This window comes from Roseibium aggregatum (genome assembly GCF_017309185.1).
GTDB classification, from domain to species: Bacteria; Pseudomonadota; Alphaproteobacteria; order Rhizobiales; family Stappiaceae; genus Roseibium; species Roseibium aggregatum_B.
In genome coordinates, this window is record NZ_JAEKJZ010000001.1 from 2,352,187 (window position 1) to 2,372,931 (window position 20,745).

Below are 20,745 nucleotides of genomic sequence, written 5' to 3' on the forward strand. Positions count from 1 at the left end.
CAAACTTACGTAGGGCCAGCAAGGGCTTGAGCCAATTCCGCAAATGGATCGGTCGGAAGGACCTGATCCGCGCGCTGGCGCATCGCTTCGTATATCCTGGGAACCAGCCGGCACGCCTTTTCGAGTTGTTCGTCACCGGAAGTCTGAAACCCGCCCATGAGCCTCAGGTCCTTGGTGTCCTCGTATTGGGAAATCAGGCCCTTGATCCGGTGGATGAGTTCCTGCTGATCCTTGGCCCAGGCGCGGGATGCAAGGCGAGACGTCGACCTGAGGACATTCACAGGCGGGTAGCGCCCCGCCTCTGCAATCTGGCGGTCCAGCACGATATGACCGTCCAGGAGCCCCCGAATGGTGTCGGACACCGGATCGTTGTGATCGTCTCCGTCCACCAGGACGGAAAAGATACCGGTAATAGACCCTTCTCCGCCGCGTCCGGGCCCCGCGCGTTCGATAAGCCGCGCAAGATCCGCAAACACACTCGGCGGATAACCACGCGCGACAGGCGGTTCTCCGGCGGCAAGGGCAACATCGCGGGCCGCATGGGCGAAGCGGGTCGCAGAATCGAGAATGAGAAGCACCTTGTGGCCCTGGCTTCGGAAATATTCGGCCACACTCATCGCGGTCTTGGGCGCGAGGCGGCGCTGCATCGCGCTTTCGTCGCCTGTAGACGCGACGACTACCGAATTGCTCAAGGTTTCACCAAGGATGTCCTCGACAAATTCCCTGACTTCACGGCCTCGTTCTCCGACAAGGCTGACGACGACGGTATCGAATTCTCCGAACCCGGCCAGCATGCCAAGCAAGGTCGACTTGCCGACCCCCGAGCCCGCGAAGATGCCGATCCGCTGGCCCACACACAGGGGGGTAAACAAGTCGATCACCCGGACGCCGGTTTTCACACCTTCCGAAATCTTCGCCCGGTTCATGGCCGGAGGGGGCGCACGATCCAGAAGGAAGGCTTCGACGCCATGGGTCAGCGCCCCCTGCCCGTCGATCGGATCGCCGAGCGCATTGACGATCCGGCCGCGCCAGCTCATATCCGGATGAATCGCGAGCCCTCCCATAACGGAGGCCACGCTGCCGATACCGATATCCGTCACCCGCTCCAGCGGCTTGACGACAATGTCATTCTGATCCAGGCGGATGATTTCTCCCTGACGGACACCGGCCCGGCCCTCGAATTCGACGAGATCGCCAAGGCAGACAATCCTTGAGAGACCTGACACTCTGATCGCCTCGGAAGAAACCTGCGTTACCCGGCCGCTCAGCCTGACCGGGCCAACTTCCGTCTCCAAGGCGGCCAGCGAAGCCGAAATCTGGTCAAGTGCGTTCAGATGCGGTGCGTTGGGCATGCCGTTCCTGGAGAGCCTTCAATACATCGAGAGGAAGCCGGTTCGCCTGGTGGGTCGCCAAATGACCCAGGTCGTCCTGGTCCGGCAAATAGGGTTCAACGCGCTGCTTTTCTGCAGCGCCTTCGAGATAGGAAACAGAGGATGCTTCGGTGCTGGTTGGCGCCTTCGCCGATATCGCCGTCTTCTGTGTGGCATCTTTCGTTTGCCTTGAGCCGCTTATCAGCTCCGCAAGGTTCAACGGCACGCCTGTTGGGGCCTTTGCCGCGGCAACGGTTTCCCCCATCACTTCAGCCCGATCCGCCCTTTCGGCCGGCTTCTTGCCAGGCACTTCGCCGGAAATTTCCGCAGGCTTGGGATCTGGAACCGGCGCCGAGCCTGTTTCAGTCCCGACTTCCGAATCCATGCCTGCTCCCTCGGTCGGTCCGGACGGAACCGGCGTTTGTTCAGCCGAAGCAACACCTGCAGGCGCCTGTTGATCAGCTCCCGCGCTCCACCGGTCTCCGACCGCGTTGTAGGCCATCATGGCACCGACACCCACAGGTCCGCCGAGTGCGAACCCGTAAATGACGTTTCCAGTCTTGCGGGCCTCGTCCGAGATCTGGTCGTTGGTTATCGAGCGGTAGATTTCCGCAACCCCCGGAATGTGCTGGAGGGGATTAATCACATCGATGAAATCCGCGAAACTAAAGGAACGGTTTTCCGCCTTGCCCGCGTTTTTCAGCGCGTCCGGCCGAAAACCCGGATCCGTTTGCCCGGCTTTCGATGATGACGTTTGTCCCGCTGTGGTCACCCCTTCGACTGCAGTCATGATGTCGCCCCGAGCTCCCGAATAGCCTTTTCCTGGCTTTCGTTGCTGTTGTCGATCATCTTGGTGGCGCTCTCGAACGCCCTCGAGATCATGATCAGTTTCGTCATCTCTCGCACCGGGTTGATGTTGGAGCCTTCAACGTACCCCTGGCGGACACCGTTGCGATCGAAATTCTGTACCGGTATGGCCGGCAAATCCGGAACGACCGCGGAGTTTTCCCGGCGGGTCAGATTGGCCTCGGCCGGGATCAGGAACAGACCGATCTGACCGACCACTCCCGCCTCGCCTTGCGAAATCTCGCCCGATTGGGTGATAAGCGGGGATCCGGCCTCCGGGTCCAGGGTGATCGGTTGTCCGCCGGTTCCGAGGATCTGCTGTCCTGTCACCGTGCGAACCATACCGTCTTGCGTGATTTCGAGCCGGCCGTCCCGCGTGTAGGAAACATTTCCGTTGACATCGCGGATCGCGAACCAGGCGTCGCCCTCCACGGCAATGTCGAGAGCATTGTCGGTCTTGTTCAGACTGCCGCCCTGACGCGAGATGTAGATCTCGCCCCCCGTCGCAAAGCTCACCTCGTCCTGACCGGCTTTCGAAATCAGCTCCGCGAATTTCACTTCGTCGGCCCGGTAGCCGGCGGTGTTCATGTTGGCTACATTGCGAGAAACCGTTTCAAGACGGTTCGAAAGCGCGACCTGTGCGGAAAGAGCGACGTAAAGAGCGGACTCCATGGATCAAACCCCTCCGAGCTTGAAGCTCTGAATGCTGGTGAGCAGGTCGTCGCTCATCTGGACGACACCCTGGTTGTTTGCGAAAAGGGTCACCGTTGGCGAGACAACCGCCTGCGATCCGTTTTCAAGGTCGTAGAGCGCTGAAAACCTGTTCAGAAAATCTGACAGGTAATCCGCGTCGGAGAATTTATCCACCTCGAGCCGCTCTTCCAGATACTGGGCCTGCTTGTCGATGTCCGTCATGGCGAACTCGTCCGGCAGGCCGAGGGCCGTATAAACGGTTTCGGCCAGCGCCCGGTCGGCGAGGATGTCATAGGCGCTATCGATGTCCGGCGCCTTGCGCTCAAAGTAAAGCGCGAGCCGGACGCCTTCGTTCTGCTCGCCTTCCCTCACCTCCAGTTCCTGGCGGTAATACTTGTCGACGACACCCTGCTGCGTCCTTTCGAAGGACATCGTGGCTTCGCCGTATTGTTCGAAATTGAAGGTCTTGGCGAACTCGGCGTATCGCGTGTCCGTAAGCTGGTTGGCAAAAGACGAACTGTCCGCGACGCCCTCCACCAGCACCTTGCGCATGAAGGCCTTGGCGTAGATCATGTCCTCTAGACCCATGGCCGTCATCGCATAGTTGAAGATGCGGTCGTCGGACAGGAACTCCTCTACAGTCTTAATGTCCCGGATGTTATCCAGGTAATACTCGGTCTGACGCTCGACCGTGGGGTCGGCTTCGACTGTCTTTAAGGAGCGTTCCATGTTGCTGCGTACGATTTGCAGCTGGGTCAATGTGTTGATCATATCCTCGTCCCCAATACGGGTGAAAGCATTGGACGGACCTTCGGTCACAAACCTTACGCCAGGCTGACCTGGCCTTGGCGGCACCCCTGACCCGGGAGGCCTGCTTTGCGGTCAGCTTCGGACAAGTCTCACCTTCTAGCGTCCTCCCGATCAAAGTTGGATTTCTCACCAGTCGGGAGCTGTTAGGTGACTATCATTATCGGCCTGATTATCGCGGGTGCGTCCCTCATCGGCGGTTTCGCCGCGCTCGGAGGCAAGGTCTCCGTGCTCTGGCAGCCCTGGGAACTTGTCATTATTCTTGGCGTCGCCATCGGTGCGTTCGTCGTCGCCAACCCCATGAAAACAATCAAGGGAACGGTCGCGGCCGTCTCCGACGCCTTGCGTAACGCTGTCCCGAACAAGCGGGAATACCTTGATGTGCTGGCGCTGCTTTACGGCCTCATGCGCGAATTGCGGGCCAAGGGCCGGAACCAGGTTGAACCCCACATAGAAGACCCGAACACTTCGCCGATCTTCCAGAAGTATCCCGGGGTGCTGCGCAACGCCAACCTGACCACGTTCATCTGCGACTATTTCCGGCTCATCATCGTCGGCAACGCGCGGGCACACGAGATCGAAGCCCTGGTGGACGAGGAACTGCAAACGATCCACCGCGATCAGATGAAGCCCTATCACGCCATGAGCAGTACGGCGGACGCCCTGCCGGCAATCGGTATCATCGCGGCCGTTCTCGGCGTGATCAAGGCAATGGCGGCAATCGACCAGTCTCCGCAGCTCCTCGGCAGCCTGATCGGCGCGGCGCTTGTGGGCACCTTCGTCGGGATCTTTTTCTCCTATTCGCTGTTCGGCCCGCTGGCCGCCAAGATCAAGATCGTCCGCGAGTCCCGCCTGCGGACCTACATCGTGGTCAAGCAGACCCTGCTGGCCTTCATGAACGGCGCCGATCCGCAGATCGCGCTGGAACACGGCCGTAAGACGATTTCCGACTATGACCGTCCCACCATCGATGAGGTCGAAAACGAAACCATGAGCGCCGGAACCGGCGCCGGCGACAACGTTCAGGATCTTCAGGGAGCCGCCTAGACCATGATTGAAGCAGCGACTGCAAGTTCCAACGCTTCCAGCTCCGAACGGGCAAGAATAGCCGACCGCCTGCTGGATGCGGCGGGGATCTCCGTCGACCGCCTGCCGATGCTTCCGGTGGTGTTCGACCGCATGGCCCGGCTGATGGCCGACGCCATGCGTCAGAAATCCCCCTCACCGTCCTATATTTCGGTGAGCTATGTTGAAAACAACCGGATCGGCGACGTTCTCGACGAGTTCGAATCCAACGCGCTTGTCGCCGTTCTCTATTCCCCGGAGTGGGATGCCCGGGTGTTGATCGGTTTCGACCGCGACTTCATCTTCACCCTGGTGGATGTGCTGTTCGGTGCCGACGGAACCGAACCGCCCATAGACGAGGAACGCTCTTTCTCGAACATCGAAACGCGTATCGCGCGGACCATGTTCGAGGTCGCCGCCAAGGCACTGGCGGAGTCCTTCTCGCCGATCGCCGAAACGACCATGAAGATCGAGCGGATCGAAAGTCGCATGGATTTTGCGGTGATCGGCCGGCGGAACAATCCGGCCGTGGTCGCACGCCTGCTCCAGCAGGCCATCGGCCGCGGTGGCGAGGTCTTCGTGGTGATGCCGCATGCCACGCTCAACCCGCTCCGCCAGCGCCTGTCCCAGGTCCTGTCCGGCGAGATGGCGGGACGCGACAAGCAGTGGACCCAGCATTTCCACAATGAAATCCAGCGCACCGAGGTCAAACTGGAGGCCATCCTGGAAGAACGGGAAATGTCGCTTGGCGATCTCTCCGACCTCAAGGTCGGACAGGTCATCGAATTGCAGGCGACCGCCAGAACGCCCGTGACGCTCGCCTGTAACGAACAGCCCATCTTCACCTGCCAGCTCGGTCAGCTCGACGGTTCCTACACGCTGCAGATCGAAGAACTCATCCACGAGGAAGAAAAGGATCTATTCGATGATCTCCGCAATCGTTGACGGCGTCCTGCTTGTCGCACTCGTGGCGACGACGGTCCGGATGCTCCAGATGCACAAGGAGCTGCGCCGCCTTGGCTCCTATCACGAGGACTATCAGCGTATTTTCGACCAGACCGCCCTGGCGTTGGATGGGATCGAGGTTTCCATCCAGGAAATCAACGTCAAGGGCGCCCAGATCCTGAACGCCCTTGGAAACCGCATGGACGATGCCCGCGAGCTGATTGCGGAAATCGACGGCCTCACGCGTGAAGCCAAACGGCAGCAATCGGTCCTGAAGGCGGAACTGAAGGAGCTATCGAAAGCGACCGCCATGCTCGACAGCTCCCGCCGGTTCACACCAACCCACGATGACCTCGATATTTTCGAAGCCGATCCGGAAAACGCCAAATCCGCGAAACCCCGGGACGGACGTTCTTCCAAGGTCGCCGACGGCGACACCGTGTTGCGGAGTGCGTCCCTCGAAACGGTGGAAACCCGTGTCCACCGCATAGACACACCTTTGGCAAGTCCGTTCCGCACCGTTTCCATGAACCAGAAGGATAAAATGTAATGTCCGAAACCATCGATCACATTGCCACGGAAACCGGTCCGAAAGCGAAACCGGCCGACGCAACGAATTTCGCCAAGGTCGAATCCCCCGACAAAGGCGCCTCCAATGGGACCATGGGGGACGACAAGAACCTGGACACCATCCTCGGCATTCCGGTCAACATTCAGGTCGTTCTTGGCTCCGCGACAATGCTTGTGTCCAACCTCTTGAAACTTGGCCGCGGCGCCGTCATCCCCCTGAACCATCGTGTCGGGGAGCCGATCGATATCGTGGTCAACGGCCGCGTGATCGCCAGGGGCGAAGTGGTCGTGGTCGAAGACGACAATTCCCGCTTCGGCGTGTCGCTCACGGAGATCATCAGCTCCCAGTCCGGCGCCCTGGATGTCTGATCCGGGCATCGCACCCGATCCTGTTGCCATCTGACCGTTCAAACACTCACTTTTTCCGGGAATGAGCGATAATGACAAGCTCCGCCACTGCCGCCGGTATCTCGACGCAAGCGGCTAATATAATGAAACCGCCCGCGCCTCCCGCACGCCGCCTGAACGGGACGCAGCGAGTGGCGGCCATTTTGCTGTCGCTGGGCAAAACCAACTCCCAGAAACTGCTGCAGCATTTCGACCAGGACGAAATCCGGATCATCACCGTCGCCGCCGCCCAGCTCGGCACGGTCTCGCCCGACGAACTGGACCGGCTGGCCGAGGAGTTCATCGAGCAGTTTTCCCACGGCACGACCCTTTTCGGCTCTGCCAACGAAGTGGAAAAGATGCTCGAAGGCGTGCTGCCGGAAGATCAGCTCGCGGACATCATGTCGGATGTGCTCGGCAACTCCAACAGGTCGATCTGGGACCGGCTGACCACCGTTTCCGAAACGGTTTTCGCAAACTACCTTCTGAAGGAACATCCCCAGACCGCGGCCCTGATCCTCACCAAGATCAAGCCGGCCGCGGCGGCAAAGGTCCTCAGCCAGATTCAGGCCCCAATTCGCAACCAGCTTGTTCGGCGCATGCTGTCGATCAAGGCGGTGGTGCCTGAAATCATGCGCGACATCGAAAAGACGATGCACGAGGACTTCATGCTCAATCTGTCCGGCACCCTGGAGGCGGATTCTCATGCGCGCATGGCCGACATCCTGAACAAGATGGACCGCGACCACATGGAGGATGCCCTGGAAAACCTCAACGAGGTCAGGCCGAAAACGGCGGAACTCCTGAAGGGCCTGCTGTTTACCTTCGACGACATCATCAACCTCAACGCCCGCACCCGGATGGCGATTTTCGATCAGATACCAACCGACCGGATCGTTCTGGCGCTGAAAGGCACCAATGGACAGTTCCGGGAGGTCATCCTGTCATCCCTGACTTCCCGTGCGCGGCGTATCGCCGAACACGAACTCGCGGCGAGCGAGCCGGCCGCGCAGCGCGACGTCCTGGACGCCAGAAGCGCCATCACCAACCTGGCGCTGGAAATGGCCGGGCGGGGAGAAATCGAGCTCAATCCGAAACAGGACGAAGGTGCGTATTTTGCGTAACCGCCGGCGACCTTTCGGCTACGCCGGGTTCACCGGATAAACGGGTGGGCCGATGTCGGAAGATACGGACAAGGATTCAAAAACAGAGGAACCGACCGAGAAGAAAATCAGCGATGCCATCGAAAAGGGCAACACACCGGTTTCCAAGGAAGCTCCGGTCCTTGCGACTTTCATCGCCTCTCTTCTGATCGGCAGCTTCGTGGTGACTTCGGGAGCCGGTCAGCTCGTCAAGACGCTGACCCACCTCCTGGACATATCGGGAGGAGTGGATCTTGGGAACAGCGCGGATGCCTTGCTGCTCAGCCATGCGGTTTCAATCGAAGCCGGTAAATTCCTGGCGCCCATCATCGCGTTGCTCACCGTGGCCGGGCTTGCTTCCGCGTTCTTTCAAAACACCCCTCGCATCGTCTTCAACCGCATCAAGCCGGAGCTTTCCAAACTTTCGCCCGCGAAAGGCTGGAAACGCATATTCGGCGCCCAAGGCCTTGTCGAATTCCTCAAGGCGGTCTTCAAGTTCTCCACGGTCAGCGCCATTGTCTATGGCCAGTTCCGGGCGAATGAAGCGGAACTGATCAACGCCATGTTCACCGATCCAAGTGCCCTGCCCGAAGTCATCCTGCAGATTTCCATGCGTCTGATCGCCGGTGTCTGCATCGTAACGATCCTGCTGGTCACCGTCGACGTTCTTTGGTCGCGCTCTCACTGGCGCAAGAACCTGCGCATGAGCAAGCAGGAAATCAAGGACGAACACAAGCAGATGGAAGGCGACCCGATCGTCAAGGCACGTCAACGCTCCCTCGCACGCGACCGGGCCCGAAACCGGATGATGGCCGCCGTCCCCAAGGCAACCCTGGTTGTCGCCAATCCGACACATTATGCCGTTGCGCTCCGCTATGACGGCGGCCAAAATCCCGCACCGGTTGTGGTCGCCAAGGGCCAGGACCTGATCGCGCTCAAGATCCGCGAAATCGCGGAAAGCAACGGGATCCCGGTGATCGAGGACCGCCAGCTCGCCAGATCTCTCTATGCGTCATCGGAAGTTGAACGCATGATACCACCAGAGTTCTACAGGGCGGTTGCAGAAATTATCTGTTACGTGTACTCACGCCAGGGGAAGGCTGCTGTATAGATAAATGAATTTTCGGAGGTCTGGGGGAATGCAGGATCTGCCTGGAGGGCGCGAAAAGAAAATGTCCTCGCTCAGTTGCGACCGGCAGCGCCAGGAAGCCATCGCTTCCGCCCTTGCCGATTTCATCGAAGATCTGAAGCTGGTCGACGTTGTCGATTTCATCGCCTACATCCGTTCGGACAGGCACGGCAACATCGAGGAACTGATCAAATCTTCGGCCGAGCTCTTCTTCAAGGAAGGCAGTCTGCGCTACTCCATGGCCGCCCAGGCCGAAATCGAATGGGACACCACACCCAGGGTTTCACTGGACCTTGAATTCTTCAACAAGGGCGTATGGATCTACTTCACCGTCGTGCTCGCCTCTCCGGACAACGCGGTCAACGTTTCCTACGTCGAGATCCCGGACGCCGCCGGCAACAAGGTCAAGGAAACGGAGTTGCTGCTCGAGGCGCTGGCGGACGCACGGTTGAAGTAGAGGCCAGGCTTCCGGGCAAACAGGGTCCTCAGGCGCTCCGATAGGTTCCTGCAGATTCCAGAACCTGCCGGTCTCTCTTTCAGTGAAAATCAGAAAAAGCCTTCCCAAAGGCGCCGGGCGCCAAAAGCCGATACGGGACGCGAGATTGTGCGAAACTCTTCCTCGATGACGACAAAAACGAAATGAGGAAACGCGCAGCGACAGGCTGGTCATAGGCTTGAACGTAGCTCTTCCCGGTGCGCTAGCGCTTTAACGCCAACCGAAACGAACAAAAAACCGGCCTTTGGTGGTTCCTGTAAGGCGTTGCGCTGACTTGCACAACCAACCGGGTCGTTCCGCGCAACGCGTCTTGCCGGCGAACCGGAACGTGACATCGGATTGGATACCGGTTCGTTGCGGTCTGAAAATGGAAGCAACTCCCAAAGGGTGCGTTACAGTTGCCTCACTGAGGTGTCCGTCAGCCTATCAAGCAACGGTTTTCACCAGACCGTGACCTCTTTCGGACCGCTCCTTACCTCTCAGCCTTCGTGCACCGGCATCAGGAGACGACCCCAGCGGGTTTCCTTCCTTGGACAAAAAAACGGCGCTTGCGATGGAACACAAGCGCCGGGGCCTGGGAGGCGGCAGGTAAATCAGTAGGCGGGTCTCAGATCGCGCTGCCCGGCAGCTCGGTCAGGACGTCTTCCTTGGCGAAGTAATTGAACTCCTCGACCAGAACGTCATGGATTACCGGCTGGCCCAGACGGGAATTGGTCTGTTCCTTGAGCCGGTCCACGAACCCGTCCAGGTCGTAACGCTCCAGACGCTGGAAATCGAGCGTTTCGTCGGCGTAGAGCGCCCGGAAGGCCTCATCGACCAGAAAAGGATGCGGCGGGACGGGTAGCCGGCGGAGGGTCTCGCCATCCGCGGTAAAGACGAGCTTGGCGACCACATAACCCTGGATCGTGCCCTCGTAAAGGATCGGCACGTTGACCGGATTGACGGTCTCGTAGTCCAGTCCGACGAAAACTTCCTCATTCTCGCCGCCGTCACTGTTCCTGGAGGCGAGATAATGCGCGGTTCCGTATCCGGACACCAGCATGGTCGCTGTCAACCAGACCCCTGCCGCCAGGATCTTCATCATCGCGCCGGCTCCGGAAACGGTGCCTGGTAGGTTCCATCCGACTCATAGGCAATCATTGTTTTTGACATCATTTCCACGACTTCTGTTACAGCATTCATGTGGTGCTTTAATAGTCTGACGTTTTCGTCCAGAACACCCTTGAATTCCTGCAAATCGTCCTTCACCTGTTGCGGCAGGATGGTGCCCGGAACGTTTGCGCGCGCCCTGGTAAGATCGAGAAGCGCCTGGCTCTTGCCATATTCAAAAGCTTTGAGATCAGCGGTCGGGTTCGCGCGGAGCGCCCGGGTTTCCGACTGGACCGCATCGATGGCTCGCCGGACGGCAAGGGTCAGGGGCGCGAATTGTCCCGGATGGACAGGTCCCTCTTGTACGGCAATCTCCTGGCCGGTTTCCATCAGGCGTTCGCTCCTTGTTTGAGAGAGTCAGAAATCAGGTCTGCGATACCGACGCCTCCCGACGCGGCAATCTGGTTTGAAACCTGTTCGGCCAGCATCGATCTCCAGATTTCGCCGGTCGCGCCTTCACCGAAGACGGCATCCGCATCTTGCGGCAACATTGTTTCGACGAACTGGCTCAGCACCATGGCTTCGAATTTCTCCGCCGGCGACTTGCCGCTTCCGGAGCTGCCGGTGGCGGCGGCAGAACTGAACCTGTTGAAATTCGCTTCCCACCCGGCGGAAGCATCGGCAAAGGCAAGGCCGAATCCCTCCCCGGTTCCTGAGGCGGCGATGGACCGCAACCGGTTTGTGGCGATTTGCCGACTGACCGGGTCCGCGGCCTTGGCGACATCCAGGATCAGGTCTGACGGAGGCGTAATCGCCATGGAACAACTCCTCGGGTCTCTTTCGGATCGATGGGGCAAACAAGGCCCGGCCAGGTGACAGGGCAAGGCAAGCAGGGATGCTTTCAGCCGGACCTTGTTTGCGCTTTCCGTTGTAGGGTATCCAGCTTGCGGGAGGCTTGCGTCGCCGTCTCGGACGGCGACTGAAAGGCTGGAACCTGGACTGGTCTGTGGAGGGTCTACACAGGGGCCTCTCAGCACCCGGTTCTCCAGGCAACAGAGACGGGACCCGTTTCATTTCTGACCGCACACGCGCCGGCTCTCCGATACGCCCCGTCCGATGAGGCAAGCCGGATCATGCCTGGCGTCCAACCGCCCCCCGGCCCTACCCGTAGCGCCGATCGAGAAGTTCCATGAGGTCGCGCTCCTCTTGCGCACGCTGCTCCTCACCACGCATGCGGGCGAGCCGGTCAGCCATCAGGTTGAGCATCATCCTTTGCTGATCGAACTCGGAATTGACCTTCGCCCGGGCCTCGCTGACCTGAGCCAGCTCTTCGATGATCCGTCGCAGGCGTTCGGCTGCGTTGGCGATGAAACGATCGTGCTGTGCAAGGTCGCCGTTCGACAGCGCCACGAGGATGCGTCGCTCCTTTTCGTTAAGTTGGTAGACCTGCGAGTCAAGTTTTTGCAGAAGCCACGAGGAAAACAGGAAGATCTGCTTCTGCATACGGAACAACCGTTCGAGTTCCTGACTGTTTCGCGCCATCGGACTATCCTACCTGAAGCCAAGTGAAATACCCGTCGAGGAAGATCATGATTGCCTCGACGATGGTGAGGTAAAGAAAATACAATCCCCCTGCGATAACAAAGGGCATCGAGATGAAGTACACCGGGATCTGCGGCGTCAGCTTGTTGACCAGACCGACCGCCAGATTGATCACGATCGTGTAAACGATGAAGGGACTGCACACCCGCAATGCCAGAACGAAGGTTCGCCCCATCTGTTCGGCGAACTGTTCCAGACTGGTGACCGCCGCAATCGGTTGACCGGCCGGAATGGCCTCATAGGAGGCCGCCAGGCCGCGCAGGATTTCCCAGTGCTGATCAGTGATAAAGACCATCGCGGTCGCGGTAACGGTGAAAATGTTTGCGACCGGCGGCAACGCATCGGTTCCTTCGATCGGCATGCCCGGCATGTTGGACATGCCGATCGCCATGGACACCAAAGTCGTCAGCGTTTCCAGCGCGGCCAGAAAGGCCCGCCCCAGAAAGCCGATAAACGCGCCGGTCAGGAGTTCCGAGCCGATGAACCAGGCAACCGTCGCCAGTTTTTCGTCGGGCAAGGCGTCCTGAACCCCGCCGGCAAGCAACGGTGACAGGGCGAGCGACACGGCCAGTGCCACGAAAAGACGGACCCGGACGGGGATGCGGCTGCTGCCGAAACCCGGAATGACCATCAGGCATGCGCCGATCCGGCAAAACAGCAGAAACACGGCCAGCAGAAGCGACGCGCTGTAGGTGCTGAACACCAGGCCACCGGAAATCACGAGACGCTTCCAAGAGCTGCAACATCGACACCACGGGCGATTTCCAGATGCGACAGCACCGGCAGATTTGGAAACATGCGCTCCACGATCATACGAACGTAAGGCCGGGCATCGGGTGCGGCGACAACGGCGAAACGGCTGCCTTCCTTCATGTGTTTCTTGACCGCGTCGGACATCTGAGACCCGAAATCCTCGACAAGCTGAGGCTCGATATCGAATTCGATGACGTCACCCTTGGCGTCCCGTTTCAGCGCATTGTGAAACGCCAGATCCCAACGGTTGCCGAGACGAAGCACCTTCAGCGGCCCGCCTTCGGCGAGATCCCCGCAGATCTGCTGGGCAATCCGCATGCGCACATGTTCCGCGACCTGCTCGGAGCGACGCACATGGGGAACGATTTCCGCGACCGCCTCGAGAATGAGGTTGAGGTTGCGGATCGAAACCCTTTCGGCAAGCAGCAACTTCAACACGGCCTGCAGACCGGAGAAGGAGGTGTGGGCCGGGCAGATATCTTCGAGCAGCTTCTGGTACTCAGGTTCCAGTCGGTTGAACAGCTGGCGCATGTCCTTGTAGGACAAGAGCTGCGGCAGATTGTTCCGGATCACCTCGCTCAAGTGCGTAAGGATCACCGTGATGTTTTCCGCCGGCGCCAGACCGCTGCGCTTGAGTTCCTCCGCATAGGCGGGCGGAACCCAGTAGGCAGGCATGCCGAAAGCGGGCTCCTTGGTCGGATCGGCCGGAACGGGAAGCGTTTCGTCGGCCGGAGGTATCACCAGCAGCTCGCCTACCTTCAATTGCTGGGCGGTGATGATCGTGCCGTGGATCTTGATCTGGTAGGATTTCGGATCGAGGGTCAGGCTGTCGGTCACCCGGATGTCAGGCACCACGAATCCAAACTGCTCGGCGAATTTTCTCCGCATCTTGGCGACCCTGCGCGAAAGTTCGCCATGCTTGGCAAGCAATCCGGCCGAGAGCTGCTTGCCGATAACAAGCTCGATCTCCGCCGATTTCAGGGTTTCCTTGACGGAGTCCTTTTCCCGTGCCCTTTCCTTGTCCGCAGCCGCCTTTTTTCTGTCGTCCTCGACCTTCTTCTGCGCGGCAACACGCTTCGGTATCGCATAGCCGATGAAGCCCATAAGACCCGACAGAAGCAGGAATGGCAGCATGGGCAAACCCGGCATGATCGCGAACACACCCATGAGGATCGCAGCGACGAACAGGGCCCGCGGATAACCGCCCAACTGGCCGAGAACGGCCTTGTCGGCCGAGCCGCGCGTTCCGCCCTTCGACACGAGAAGGCCCGCGGCCAGGGAAACCACGAGAGCCGGAATCTGGGACACCAGACCGTCACCGACGGAAAGTTTTGTGAAAACGTCTGCTGCGTCGGAGACCGACATGTCGTAGCGCGTGACACCGATGACGATGCCGCCGAACACATTCACCGCCGTGATGATCAGACCCGCAACCGCGTCCCCGCGAACGAATTTGGACGCACCGTCCATGGCGCCGAAGAACGAACTCTCCTCTTCCAGTTCCTTGCGCCGGCGCTGGGCTTCCTTGTCGTCGATGAGCCCCGCCGACAGGTCGGCGTCGATGGCCATCTGCTTTCCGGGAATGGCGTCGAGCGTGAACCGGGCGCCGACCTCCGCGATACGGGTGGCGCCCTTGGTGATCACCATGAAGTTCACGATGATCAGGATGGCGAACACGATCAGACCGATCACGAAATCGCCGCTCATGACGAATTGCGAAAACCCGTTGATGACAAAGCCGGCCGCGTCCGTGCCTTCATAACCGTGGGCCAGAATGACGCGGGTCGTCGCAATATTGAGGGACAGCCGGAGCATTGTCGCGATCAGCAGGATCGTGGGAAAGGACGAGAAATCAAGCGGCCGCTGAATCCAGAGCGCCACCATCAGGATCAGGACGGACAACGCGATCGACATGGCCAGTCCCAGGTCGATGAGGAACGTCGGAATTGGCAGGAAAAGAACCGCCAGAATGACGACGATGCCGAGCGCGAACAAGACATCGCGCCGGCTTTCAGGCGTGTCGCCGGGTATAGAAGAAATGGAGGTGTCCGTCATGCCTTCCCTCTGGAGCTGGTCCGATGGAAGGTAAAATCAGGGGTCAGGCTTGCGTGAGGCTTTTATGGGGCCGTTCGGTCAGGATTTTTTGGCCGCGACTGAGCAGACCACAAACGGCGGACACCGGCCTGCAGGCTGGAATGCAGGCCGGTGCCGAACTCGCCAGAGAAGGTGTCGATAGACGGAGACCGCTAGAAACCGTTTTCGATCCGGCCGTAGATCAACGCGGTCAGTCCGTAGATCTGGCCACCGATAAAGGGGCCTGCGATGACGATCATGACGAGAATGGCGACAATTTTTGGAATGAAGGTCAGCGTGATCTCCTGCACCTGGGTCAGGGCTTGCAGCAGGGCGATGCCGATGCCGACAACCATTGCCGGCACGATCGCTGGCGCAGACCCAACCAGGATCGTCCATATGGCGGACCTCACGAGGTCCAGCGCGTCAACTTCATTCATTTTGCCTCGTCCGATCAGGTAATCGTCACACCCGCGCCAAGCAGGACGCCGCTGCCGTTATCCAGACCGAGAACCGTGCCGTCGGAGTAAACCTCAACCGACGTGACCACGCCCGTCGTTCCGTTCGCGTCCGTTACGGTCCGCCCGATCAGGTCGTCCACCTGACCGAAGGACATGTTCATCAGCATTGATTCCAGCTTGGCATTGGTCTGGATAGCCTGCTCAACTTGGCTGAAGCTTGCCAGCTGGGACAGCTGCTCGGAAGCATCCATCGGATCGGTGGGATCCTGGTTTTGCATCTGGGCCATCATAAGCTGCAGGAACGTGTCGTAGTCCACGGTCAGCTGTTCCTGGGCGGCCGCGGCCGTCGTGGTGGCGGTGGTTGCACTGACACTCTCAACTGTCGTCATCTTGCATCTCCTTAAATGGCTGCCATCTCGGCACGCGACTGAAACGTCCCGCGCGCCGGGACAGGCGAAATCGACGAATTCGTGTGCGCTTCCCTGCGATGGTTCTCCTGCATCACCTTCGCCTCGATCGGGTAAAGGCTGCGAACGATCTTCATCGCCTCGAACCAGCGTTCGGTCTTGGCAAGCTCTTCCACCTCTTCCAGGCGGTTCAAGACCTCTTCCGTGGAAAACGCCGCTTTGACCGAACCAAGCACCAGATGAAACATTTCCTGCGCGGTTGCAGCGGACTGCGGATCGATGATCATCGTCTGAAGGATGAAATAGAGCTGCCGCAAAGGTGTCGTCGCGTCCTCCGGCTGAAGGACATGGGCTTCAAGCAGAAACACCGCGTCGTTCAGAAGTTCGATATTGGTCTTGCGTTCGGCACGGATCACCGCACCGTTGATGTAAAGGCGTTCTCCCGCCTTCAAGCCGATCTTCATGTGTTATCCGTCCAGACTGTCGCGAATGATGGAGTTGATTTGGATGATGTCGGAAAAATCGTCCTGCCTTCTTTGGCGCAGGGCCTCGACCTCCTTCAGTACCCAGATCCCGACGGAGATCAGGTTGGCTCGCGTTTCTAGAGGCAACTCGTTGGCATCGTCCGCCAGGTGTTCGAGGAAGTAACTCCACAGCCGGCGTGTGTAGAAAAGCGCGTCCACCGCCTCGGCCGACTTTACCCCCCTCTCCTTCGCGACCGACAGCTTGTCGATGACAATCGACATGGCCTGATGCTCGTTTAACCGCTGATCGCTGCAAAGATCGTCCATAACCTCGGCGTAAGACAGATTGTACATGGGTCCTCTCAAGGTTTTCCGTGTCGATGTCGATAGTTCGTCAACTTAGGCGGGTCAGATGTAGTTCAGAATGGACAGGCCCTGCATGCGGGCCGTCACGGCATAAGTGGTCTCCAGCTGGGTCAAAGCCGTGTTGAGCCGCACCGAGGTCGCCTCCAGATCGACATTCTCAAGCGTGTTGATACGCGCGTTCAAAATGTCGGTTTGAACCGACAGGCGGTCACTCGCCAGGGCGACCTGCTCCTGTACGGTTCCAAGCTTTCCCATCAAGGTGGTGACGCCGCTGATCGCGGATCCGACCTTTTCAATCGCCTTGTTGACGACTGTCTTGTAGGTTTCGCCATCCAGCGCAGAGTTGCCCAGATCCGACATCATGACGTAGGCTTCAGCCAGTTCCCGGAAAGCCTGCTCATTCGCGCTGACCGAGCTGTTGACGGTCTCGCTGGCCGATATCCGGCTCACGACGACGCTGTCGGAGGCATTCGACCAGTTCGCACCCCAGGCGGGATCGCCGAACATCGCATCGAATGCGCCTGTCAGATATGTCTCCATGGCTGCCGGCGTGATCGTGGCGACGTTGGGGTTATCCTGAGCGAAACCAAATTCCGTCAGAAACGCCGCGTCCGCGGCGATCTTGTTCGCCGAGGTCAAATCGGAATAGTCGTTGAACGGTACCTGATCGGAATTGATACCGGCGAAAACGTAGTTTCCGTTCAGCTGGGTGTTGAGCCGCGACATCAGCAGTTCGAGATTGCCCGCGGCATCCGCGGCGGCGATGTCCGCGTTTGAGGGATCTTCGCTCAACGCGACCAGCGTGCTCAGAAACTCCTGCGCGTCGGTCAGGATGTCGTCCATCGCCGCCTGGCTCACATCCAGGCGGGAGGCCGTCAGGGCATTGGTATCGACAATGCCGTTCAGAAAATTGAACTCCGCCCGGAGATTAACGGCTTCGCCGGTGCTGCTGCCGAGATCCAGCCCGATATCGTATTTCCGGCCCGAGGACAGTTCCACGCTCAGTTGGTTGACCAGAGACGATTGCTTCATGATCTGGCGGCGCGAGGCGTCGGATATTGAAAGCGTGGAGATGAATGTGGTTTTCATGATGCTTACCTCGTCATGTCCAGAAGGTCTTCCAGCATGGAATCGACCGCCGCAATCAGGCGCGACGCGGCCGAATACGACCGTTCGATTTCAAGCAAAAGCGTCATCTCTTCATCGATGTTGACGCCGGTTTCGTTGCTGAGATTTTCAGCGGTCCGGCTGAGCAGCACGGACTGAACCTCCACATTGCTGGTCATGGCCTGCCGGCCGGCTTCCAGCCAGCTCACGGACGAGGAAGCAAAGCCGCTCAGGGAATCCGTCGGATCAAGCTCGACACCGGGATCGAAGGTTCTCTGGGCATCGAACGCCGAAACCAGCTCCTGCAGCCGGTCGGAAAAGGCAGCCGCGCCTGTGGTGTTGTAGACATAGTCCGGATCCGCCGGATCCGAGATGCCGCCATCCCGCAATCTGTCCAGGTCTCCGCCCTGATCCGGGTCGGCGTTGGCATTGACCTCGATGTCCGCCGCCAGACCGCTGATCAAGGTGCCGGCGGCAGGAACGGCAGGCGCGCCGGACCAGGTGAACAGACCCGCCTGATCCGGTCCCACAGCAGTCTGGTCGGCTTCCGCGAAGGCTTCTATGAGGCCGCGCGCGACTTCGTCCAGCTGGTTCTGATAGGTCACGGCAACATCGTCGCGAAGCTGCGCAAGACCGTGCAGACGGCCGGAATCGATCGGCATAACCGCACCAGGTCCCGCGACGGCCACGCCGTCCACGACCACCGAGCCGCCAACGGTCGTCGCATCGTAGATAAGTGTCGCGTCGAAAGTGACGTCGCGCGCCGTTGTCTCGAACAGCGTCACACCGCTGTCGGTATAAACGACGATATCTCCGTCGGCCCGGCTCAGTGTGGTGATACCGATCTCTTCGGAAAGACTGAGGAGGACCTGATCGCGCGCGTCCTGAGCGTCGGTCACGTCATTTCCCGATTGCGTCCCTTCGACAACGACGGAATTGAGATCCTCCAACTGGGTCAGCAGCGAGTTGATGTTGGCGACGGAAGTCGCCATATCGGCATCGGCCGAGGCGCGAACGTCCTGAACGAGCGCCGATCCCGACTGCAGCGTGTCCGCGACATCCTTGGCGCTTTGCAAAACATCCTGCGCCAGAATGGTGTTGTTCGGATCGGACGCGAAACTTTGCAGCGACAGCTGCAACTTGCCGAGCACAGCCGCCGGGGAAAGCAGCAGCTCCGTGTCACCGGTTGTTTCCGCGAGCCGCTCAAGCCCGGTCAGCACCGCCTCCTGCGATGTTCCAATCGACGTATTCTTCAAGAGCGAAGTGTAGAGCGCACTGTCCGTGGTGCGCTCGATCCCGTCGACACGCACGCCCCCCGCCTGACCGGAGCTGGTATAGGTCTGGCTCAGAAGGACAGACTTCCTGGAATAACCGCTCTCTTGAGCGCCCGAAATATTCCGGGCCACAACGGAGGACTCGGTTTGCCGGGCTGCCAGGGCGGATTGCGCCACCTGCAGGGCTACGGACAAACTCATGACGACACCTTTCGGGTTTGCGGTAAAGCCGCTCTTTCAGTTGATTTTGTTTGAGGCCGCCGGACGGTTGTGAGCGGCGGCCCGACGATTCAGCGGACCAGGTTCACCAACTGCTCGAGCAGATCGGACCCGGCTTTGAAAACCTGCGAATTCGCAGTGTAGGTTCGTTGGGATTCAATCATGGACGTCAGCTCGTCGCCGAGGTCGACGTTTGAACTCTCAAGACCGCCGACTGCAATCGTTCCCATGCCGCTCTGCCCGGCAAGGTCAACGCGCACGTCGCCGGACTCCTGGGTTGGGCTGAAGACATTGCCCGTTTCCGGCGTAAGCTTGTCCGGGCTGATGACGTTGGCGATCGGGATCTGGTAAATCGCGGTGCGGGTCCCGTTTTCGTAAACCGCATAGAGCACGCCCAGGTCGTCGAACTCGACGCTTTTCACCGCGCTCGGCGCGTTGCCATCCGTATCCACGTTGGTCACGGTGAAATCGGCATTCAGATAAGTCGATTGATCGAGATCGATGTCGAAGGTGCCGCCATTGGGAACGGCGACGTTAATCGTCGTCGGGCTCGCGGCGGTCAGGTCTCCGGTGGTAACGTCAAAGATCAGCGTCGCGGTGTTCAACGGAGCGGAGCTGTATGGAAATCCACCGCCGGCCGCTGCGTCCGCGGCATCGAAAACAGTGACTTCCCATTCGGAATCAACCGCCGTCTCGGTTGTTTTGGTGTAGTAAACGTCAAGCTGGACCTCGTTGCCGAGATTGTCGAAAACGATCATTGAGGTCTTGTGGGAGAATGTTGAGCCAGCCACGTTGTTTGACGGTCTCGAGCCTGCCGGAACGATCGCTTCGTCCTCACTCACGTTGACCCGCAAATAGGCGCTGCTTGTCGGCGTCGCTTCCAGCTGGTTCTGGGTCGTGTTGATCGGCTCAAGCCCGCCCAGGCCGTTGGCGATGACCGTCGGCGCAGTCCCGGCATTGATCGGATAGCCCTGCAGGTAATATCCGGCGGTATTCACCAGATACCCCTCTCCATCGGGAACGAAATGCCCTGCGCGCGTCAGATAATTTGCCCCGGCCTCGTCGGCAACGACGAAGAAGCCGTTCCCTTCAATCGCAAGGTTGGTGCTCGACGTCGTGTAGCTGATAGTGCCCGCTTTGGAGACCTCATATTCCGTATTGGCCTGGACACCGCCGGAGTTGAAGGACCCCGTTCCCTGCTGAGAAATCACGAGGGACGAAAAATGCGTCTCGGCCCGCTTGTAGCCAGTCGTGCTGGAGTTCGCGATGTTTTCCGCTACGGTACCAAGTTTGCTTGACTGCGCATTCATGCCGGACACGCCAGTCCGCATAACTCCAAAAAGCCCCATGACAGGTCTCCTATGTCCAAATCAACAGACCATAGTCAAACCGATCTATCTTGCGTGAAGCTGTTCTGGATAATATTTCTTCTTTACATTCAGATACTTAATTATTTTAAATTTTAACTATTCAAGAAAAA

24 protein-coding genes are annotated in these 20,745 nt (G+C 59.2%); 7 read left to right on the forward strand and 17 right to left on the reverse strand.

Annotated elements, in window-relative coordinates:
• Positions 1–5: 5 nt before the first annotated feature.
• Genes JF539_RS10170 through JF539_RS10185 form a run of 4 tightly spaced genes read right to left on the reverse strand, consistent with a single transcriptional unit; the run spans position 6 to position 3,680 of the window.
• Complete coding sequence (locus JF539_RS10170; protein WP_207140163.1) at positions 6–1,352, reverse strand: FliI/YscN family ATPase; 1,347 nt, start codon at positions 1,350–1,352, stop codon at positions 6–8.
• Complete coding sequence (locus tag JF539_RS10175; RefSeq protein WP_207140164.1) at positions 1,321–2,160, reverse strand: hypothetical protein; 840 nt, start codon at positions 2,158–2,160, stop codon at positions 1,321–1,323. Before JF539_RS10175 ends, JF539_RS10170 begins: the two co-directional genes overlap by 32 nt.
• Entirely contained in the window at positions 2,157–2,888 is a 732-nt protein-coding gene (flgF, locus tag JF539_RS10180; RefSeq protein WP_207140165.1) for a flagellar basal-body rod protein FlgF, read from the reverse strand. Before flgF ends, JF539_RS10175 begins: the two co-directional genes overlap by 4 nt.
• 3 nt (positions 2,889–2,891) lie before the next feature.
• Positions 2,892–3,680, reverse strand: coding sequence for a DUF1217 domain-containing protein (locus JF539_RS10185; RefSeq protein ID WP_207140167.1), 789 nt, complete (start codon positions 3,678–3,680; stop codon positions 2,892–2,894).
• Between the two features lie 186 nt (positions 3,681–3,866).
• On the opposite strand from JF539_RS10185, the gene motA reads away from it, so the two are divergent.
• The 7 genes from motA (at position 3,867) to JF539_RS10220 (ending at position 9,411) form a co-directional block, all read left to right on the forward strand.
• Positions 3,867–4,763 (forward strand): flagellar motor stator protein MotA, encoded by an 897-nt coding sequence (motA, locus tag JF539_RS10190; protein WP_207140169.1) that lies wholly within the window; start codon positions 3,867–3,869, stop codon positions 4,761–4,763.
• Positions 4,764–4,766: 3 nt separating this feature from the next.
• On the forward strand, positions 4,767–5,726 hold the full coding sequence (locus tag JF539_RS10195) for a flagellar motor switch protein FliM (protein WP_207140175.1): 960 nt from the start codon (positions 4,767–4,769) through the stop codon (positions 5,724–5,726).
• Positions 5,707–6,276, forward strand: a complete 570-nt coding sequence (locus JF539_RS10200; protein ID WP_207140177.1) for a hypothetical protein — start codon at positions 5,707–5,709, stop codon at positions 6,274–6,276. Before JF539_RS10195 ends, JF539_RS10200 begins: the two co-directional genes overlap by 20 nt.
• Positions 6,276–6,665 (forward strand): flagellar motor switch protein FliN, encoded by a 390-nt coding sequence (gene fliN / locus JF539_RS10205; RefSeq protein ID WP_207140179.1) that lies wholly within the window; start codon positions 6,276–6,278, stop codon positions 6,663–6,665. Before JF539_RS10200 ends, fliN begins: the two co-directional genes overlap by 1 nt.
• A gap of 122 nt (positions 6,666–6,787) precedes the next feature.
• Positions 6,788–7,807, forward strand: a complete 1,020-nt coding sequence (locus JF539_RS10210) for a flagellar motor switch protein FliG (RefSeq protein ID WP_209017078.1) — start codon at positions 6,788–6,790, stop codon at positions 7,805–7,807.
• A 52-nt stretch (positions 7,808–7,859) separates the two neighbouring features.
• On the forward strand, positions 7,860–8,936 hold the full coding sequence (flhB, locus tag JF539_RS10215; RefSeq protein ID WP_207140196.1) for a flagellar biosynthesis protein FlhB: 1,077 nt from the start codon (positions 7,860–7,862) through the stop codon (positions 8,934–8,936).
• Between the two features lie 28 nt (positions 8,937–8,964).
• The gene (locus tag JF539_RS10220; RefSeq protein WP_207140198.1) at positions 8,965–9,411 is read left to right on the forward strand and encodes a hypothetical protein; all 447 of its coding nucleotides are present in this window, start codon (positions 8,965–8,967) and stop codon (positions 9,409–9,411) included.
• A 646-nt stretch (positions 9,412–10,057) separates the two neighbouring features.
• Here JF539_RS10220 and JF539_RS10225 read toward each other — a convergent pair.
• The 13 genes from JF539_RS10225 to JF539_RS10285 all read right to left on the reverse strand — a co-directional run bounded on the left by JF539_RS10225 (position 10,058) and on the right by JF539_RS10285 (position 20,614).
• The gene (locus JF539_RS10225; protein ID WP_207140200.1) at positions 10,058–10,534 is read right to left on the reverse strand and encodes a hypothetical protein; all 477 of its coding nucleotides are present in this window, start codon (positions 10,532–10,534) and stop codon (positions 10,058–10,060) included.
• Entirely contained in the window at positions 10,531–10,929 is a 399-nt protein-coding gene (locus JF539_RS10230) for a hypothetical protein (RefSeq protein WP_207140201.1), read from the reverse strand. Before JF539_RS10230 ends, JF539_RS10225 begins: the two co-directional genes overlap by 4 nt.
• Positions 10,929–11,357: a rod-binding protein gene (locus tag JF539_RS10235; protein WP_207140203.1), complete on the reverse strand. Its 429-nt coding sequence runs from the start codon at positions 11,355–11,357 to the stop codon at positions 10,929–10,931. Before JF539_RS10235 ends, JF539_RS10230 begins: the two co-directional genes overlap by 1 nt.
• A gap of 343 nt (positions 11,358–11,700) precedes the next feature.
• Entirely contained in the window at positions 11,701–12,081 is a 381-nt protein-coding gene (locus JF539_RS10240; RefSeq protein WP_207140205.1) for a flagellar biosynthesis protein R, read from the reverse strand.
• 4 nt (positions 12,082–12,085) lie between these two features.
• A complete protein-coding gene (fliR, locus tag JF539_RS10245) occupies positions 12,086–12,862 on the reverse strand; it encodes a flagellar biosynthesis protein FliR (protein WP_207140207.1) in 777 nt (258 codons plus the stop codon).
• Positions 12,859–14,949, reverse strand: coding sequence for a flagellar biosynthesis protein FlhA (flhA, locus tag JF539_RS10250; RefSeq protein WP_207140215.1), 2,091 nt, complete (start codon positions 14,947–14,949; stop codon positions 12,859–12,861). Before flhA ends, fliR begins: the two co-directional genes overlap by 4 nt.
• A gap of 191 nt (positions 14,950–15,140) precedes the next feature.
• On the reverse strand, positions 15,141–15,407 hold the full coding sequence (fliQ, locus tag JF539_RS10255; RefSeq protein WP_207140217.1) for a flagellar biosynthesis protein FliQ: 267 nt from the start codon (positions 15,405–15,407) through the stop codon (positions 15,141–15,143).
• 14 nt (positions 15,408–15,421) lie between these two features.
• Positions 15,422–15,817: a flagellar hook assembly protein FlgD gene (gene flgD / locus JF539_RS10260; RefSeq protein WP_207140219.1), complete on the reverse strand. Its 396-nt coding sequence runs from the start codon at positions 15,815–15,817 to the stop codon at positions 15,422–15,424.
• An 11-nt stretch (positions 15,818–15,828) separates the two neighbouring features.
• Positions 15,829–16,299, reverse strand: coding sequence for a flagellar biosynthesis repressor FlbT (gene flbT, locus JF539_RS10265; RefSeq protein WP_207140221.1), 471 nt, complete (start codon positions 16,297–16,299; stop codon positions 15,829–15,831).
• A gap of 3 nt (positions 16,300–16,302) precedes the next feature.
• The gene (gene flaF, locus JF539_RS10270) at positions 16,303–16,653 is read right to left on the reverse strand and encodes a flagellar biosynthesis regulator FlaF (RefSeq protein ID WP_207140223.1); all 351 of its coding nucleotides are present in this window, start codon (positions 16,651–16,653) and stop codon (positions 16,303–16,305) included.
• A gap of 54 nt (positions 16,654–16,707) precedes the next feature.
• Positions 16,708–17,754, reverse strand: a complete 1,047-nt coding sequence (locus JF539_RS10275) for a flagellar hook-associated family protein (protein WP_207140229.1) — start codon at positions 17,752–17,754, stop codon at positions 16,708–16,710.
• A 5-nt stretch (positions 17,755–17,759) separates the two neighbouring features.
• The gene (gene flgK, locus JF539_RS10280) at positions 17,760–19,247 is read right to left on the reverse strand and encodes a flagellar hook-associated protein FlgK (RefSeq protein ID WP_207140232.1); all 1,488 of its coding nucleotides are present in this window, start codon (positions 19,245–19,247) and stop codon (positions 17,760–17,762) included.
• Between the two features lie 89 nt (positions 19,248–19,336).
• Positions 19,337–20,614 (reverse strand): flagellar hook protein FlgE, encoded by a 1,278-nt coding sequence (locus JF539_RS10285; RefSeq protein WP_207140233.1) that lies wholly within the window; start codon positions 20,612–20,614, stop codon positions 19,337–19,339.
• Positions 20,615–20,745 lie beyond the last annotated feature (131 nt).

What these genes read in the sequence shown, in the direction of transcription:
- JF539_RS10170 (WP_207140163.1), bottom strand. Translation starts at nt 1,352, where the DNA reads ATGCCCAACGCACCGCATCTGAACGCACTTGACCAGATTTCGGCTTCG.
- JF539_RS10175 (WP_207140164.1), bottom strand. Translation starts at nt 2,160, where the DNA reads ATGACTGCAGTCGAAGGGGTGACCACAGCGGGACAAACGTCATCATCG.
- flgF (WP_207140165.1), bottom strand. Translation starts at nt 2,888, where the DNA reads ATGGAGTCCGCTCTTTACGTCGCTCTTTCCGCACAGGTCGCGCTTTCG.
- JF539_RS10185 (WP_207140167.1), bottom strand. Translation starts at nt 3,680, where the DNA reads ATGATCAACACATTGACCCAGCTGCAAATCGTACGCAGCAACATGGAA.
- JF539_RS10195 (WP_207140175.1), top strand. Translation starts at nt 4,767, where the DNA reads ATGATTGAAGCAGCGACTGCAAGTTCCAACGCTTCCAGCTCCGAACGG.
- JF539_RS10200 (WP_207140177.1), top strand. Translation starts at nt 5,707, where the DNA reads ATGATCTCCGCAATCGTTGACGGCGTCCTGCTTGTCGCACTCGTGGCG.
- fliN (WP_207140179.1), top strand. Translation starts at nt 6,276, where the DNA reads ATGTCCGAAACCATCGATCACATTGCCACGGAAACCGGTCCGAAAGCG.
- JF539_RS10210 (WP_209017078.1), top strand. Translation starts at nt 6,788, where the DNA reads ATGAAACCGCCCGCGCCTCCCGCACGCCGCCTGAACGGGACGCAGCGA.
- flhB (WP_207140196.1), top strand. Translation starts at nt 7,860, where the DNA reads ATGTCGGAAGATACGGACAAGGATTCAAAAACAGAGGAACCGACCGAG.
- JF539_RS10220 (WP_207140198.1), top strand. Translation starts at nt 8,965, where the DNA reads ATGCAGGATCTGCCTGGAGGGCGCGAAAAGAAAATGTCCTCGCTCAGT.
- JF539_RS10225 (WP_207140200.1), bottom strand. Translation starts at nt 10,534, where the DNA reads ATGATGAAGATCCTGGCGGCAGGGGTCTGGTTGACAGCGACCATGCTG.
- JF539_RS10230 (WP_207140201.1), bottom strand. Translation starts at nt 10,929, where the DNA reads ATGGAAACCGGCCAGGAGATTGCCGTACAAGAGGGACCTGTCCATCCG.
- JF539_RS10235 (WP_207140203.1), bottom strand. Translation starts at nt 11,357, where the DNA reads ATGGCGATTACGCCTCCGTCAGACCTGATCCTGGATGTCGCCAAGGCC.
- JF539_RS10240 (WP_207140205.1), bottom strand. Translation starts at nt 12,081, where the DNA reads ATGGCGCGAAACAGTCAGGAACTCGAACGGTTGTTCCGTATGCAGAAG.
- flhA (WP_207140215.1), bottom strand. Translation starts at nt 14,949, where the DNA reads ATGACGGACACCTCCATTTCTTCTATACCCGGCGACACGCCTGAAAGC.
- fliQ (WP_207140217.1), bottom strand. Translation starts at nt 15,407, where the DNA reads ATGAATGAAGTTGACGCGCTGGACCTCGTGAGGTCCGCCATATGGACG.
- flgD (WP_207140219.1), bottom strand. Translation starts at nt 15,817, where the DNA reads ATGACGACAGTTGAGAGTGTCAGTGCAACCACCGCCACCACGACGGCC.
- flbT (WP_207140221.1), bottom strand. Translation starts at nt 16,299, where the DNA reads ATGAAGATCGGCTTGAAGGCGGGAGAACGCCTTTACATCAACGGTGCG.
- flaF (WP_207140223.1), bottom strand. Translation starts at nt 16,653, where the DNA reads ATGTACAATCTGTCTTACGCCGAGGTTATGGACGATCTTTGCAGCGAT.
- JF539_RS10275 (WP_207140229.1), bottom strand. Translation starts at nt 17,754, where the DNA reads ATGAAAACCACATTCATCTCCACGCTTTCAATATCCGACGCCTCGCGC.
- flgK (WP_207140232.1), bottom strand. Translation starts at nt 19,247, where the DNA reads ATGAGTTTGTCCGTAGCCCTGCAGGTGGCGCAATCCGCCCTGGCAGCC.
- JF539_RS10285 (WP_207140233.1), bottom strand. Translation starts at nt 20,614, where the DNA reads ATGGGGCTTTTTGGAGTTATGCGGACTGGCGTGTCCGGCATGAATGCG.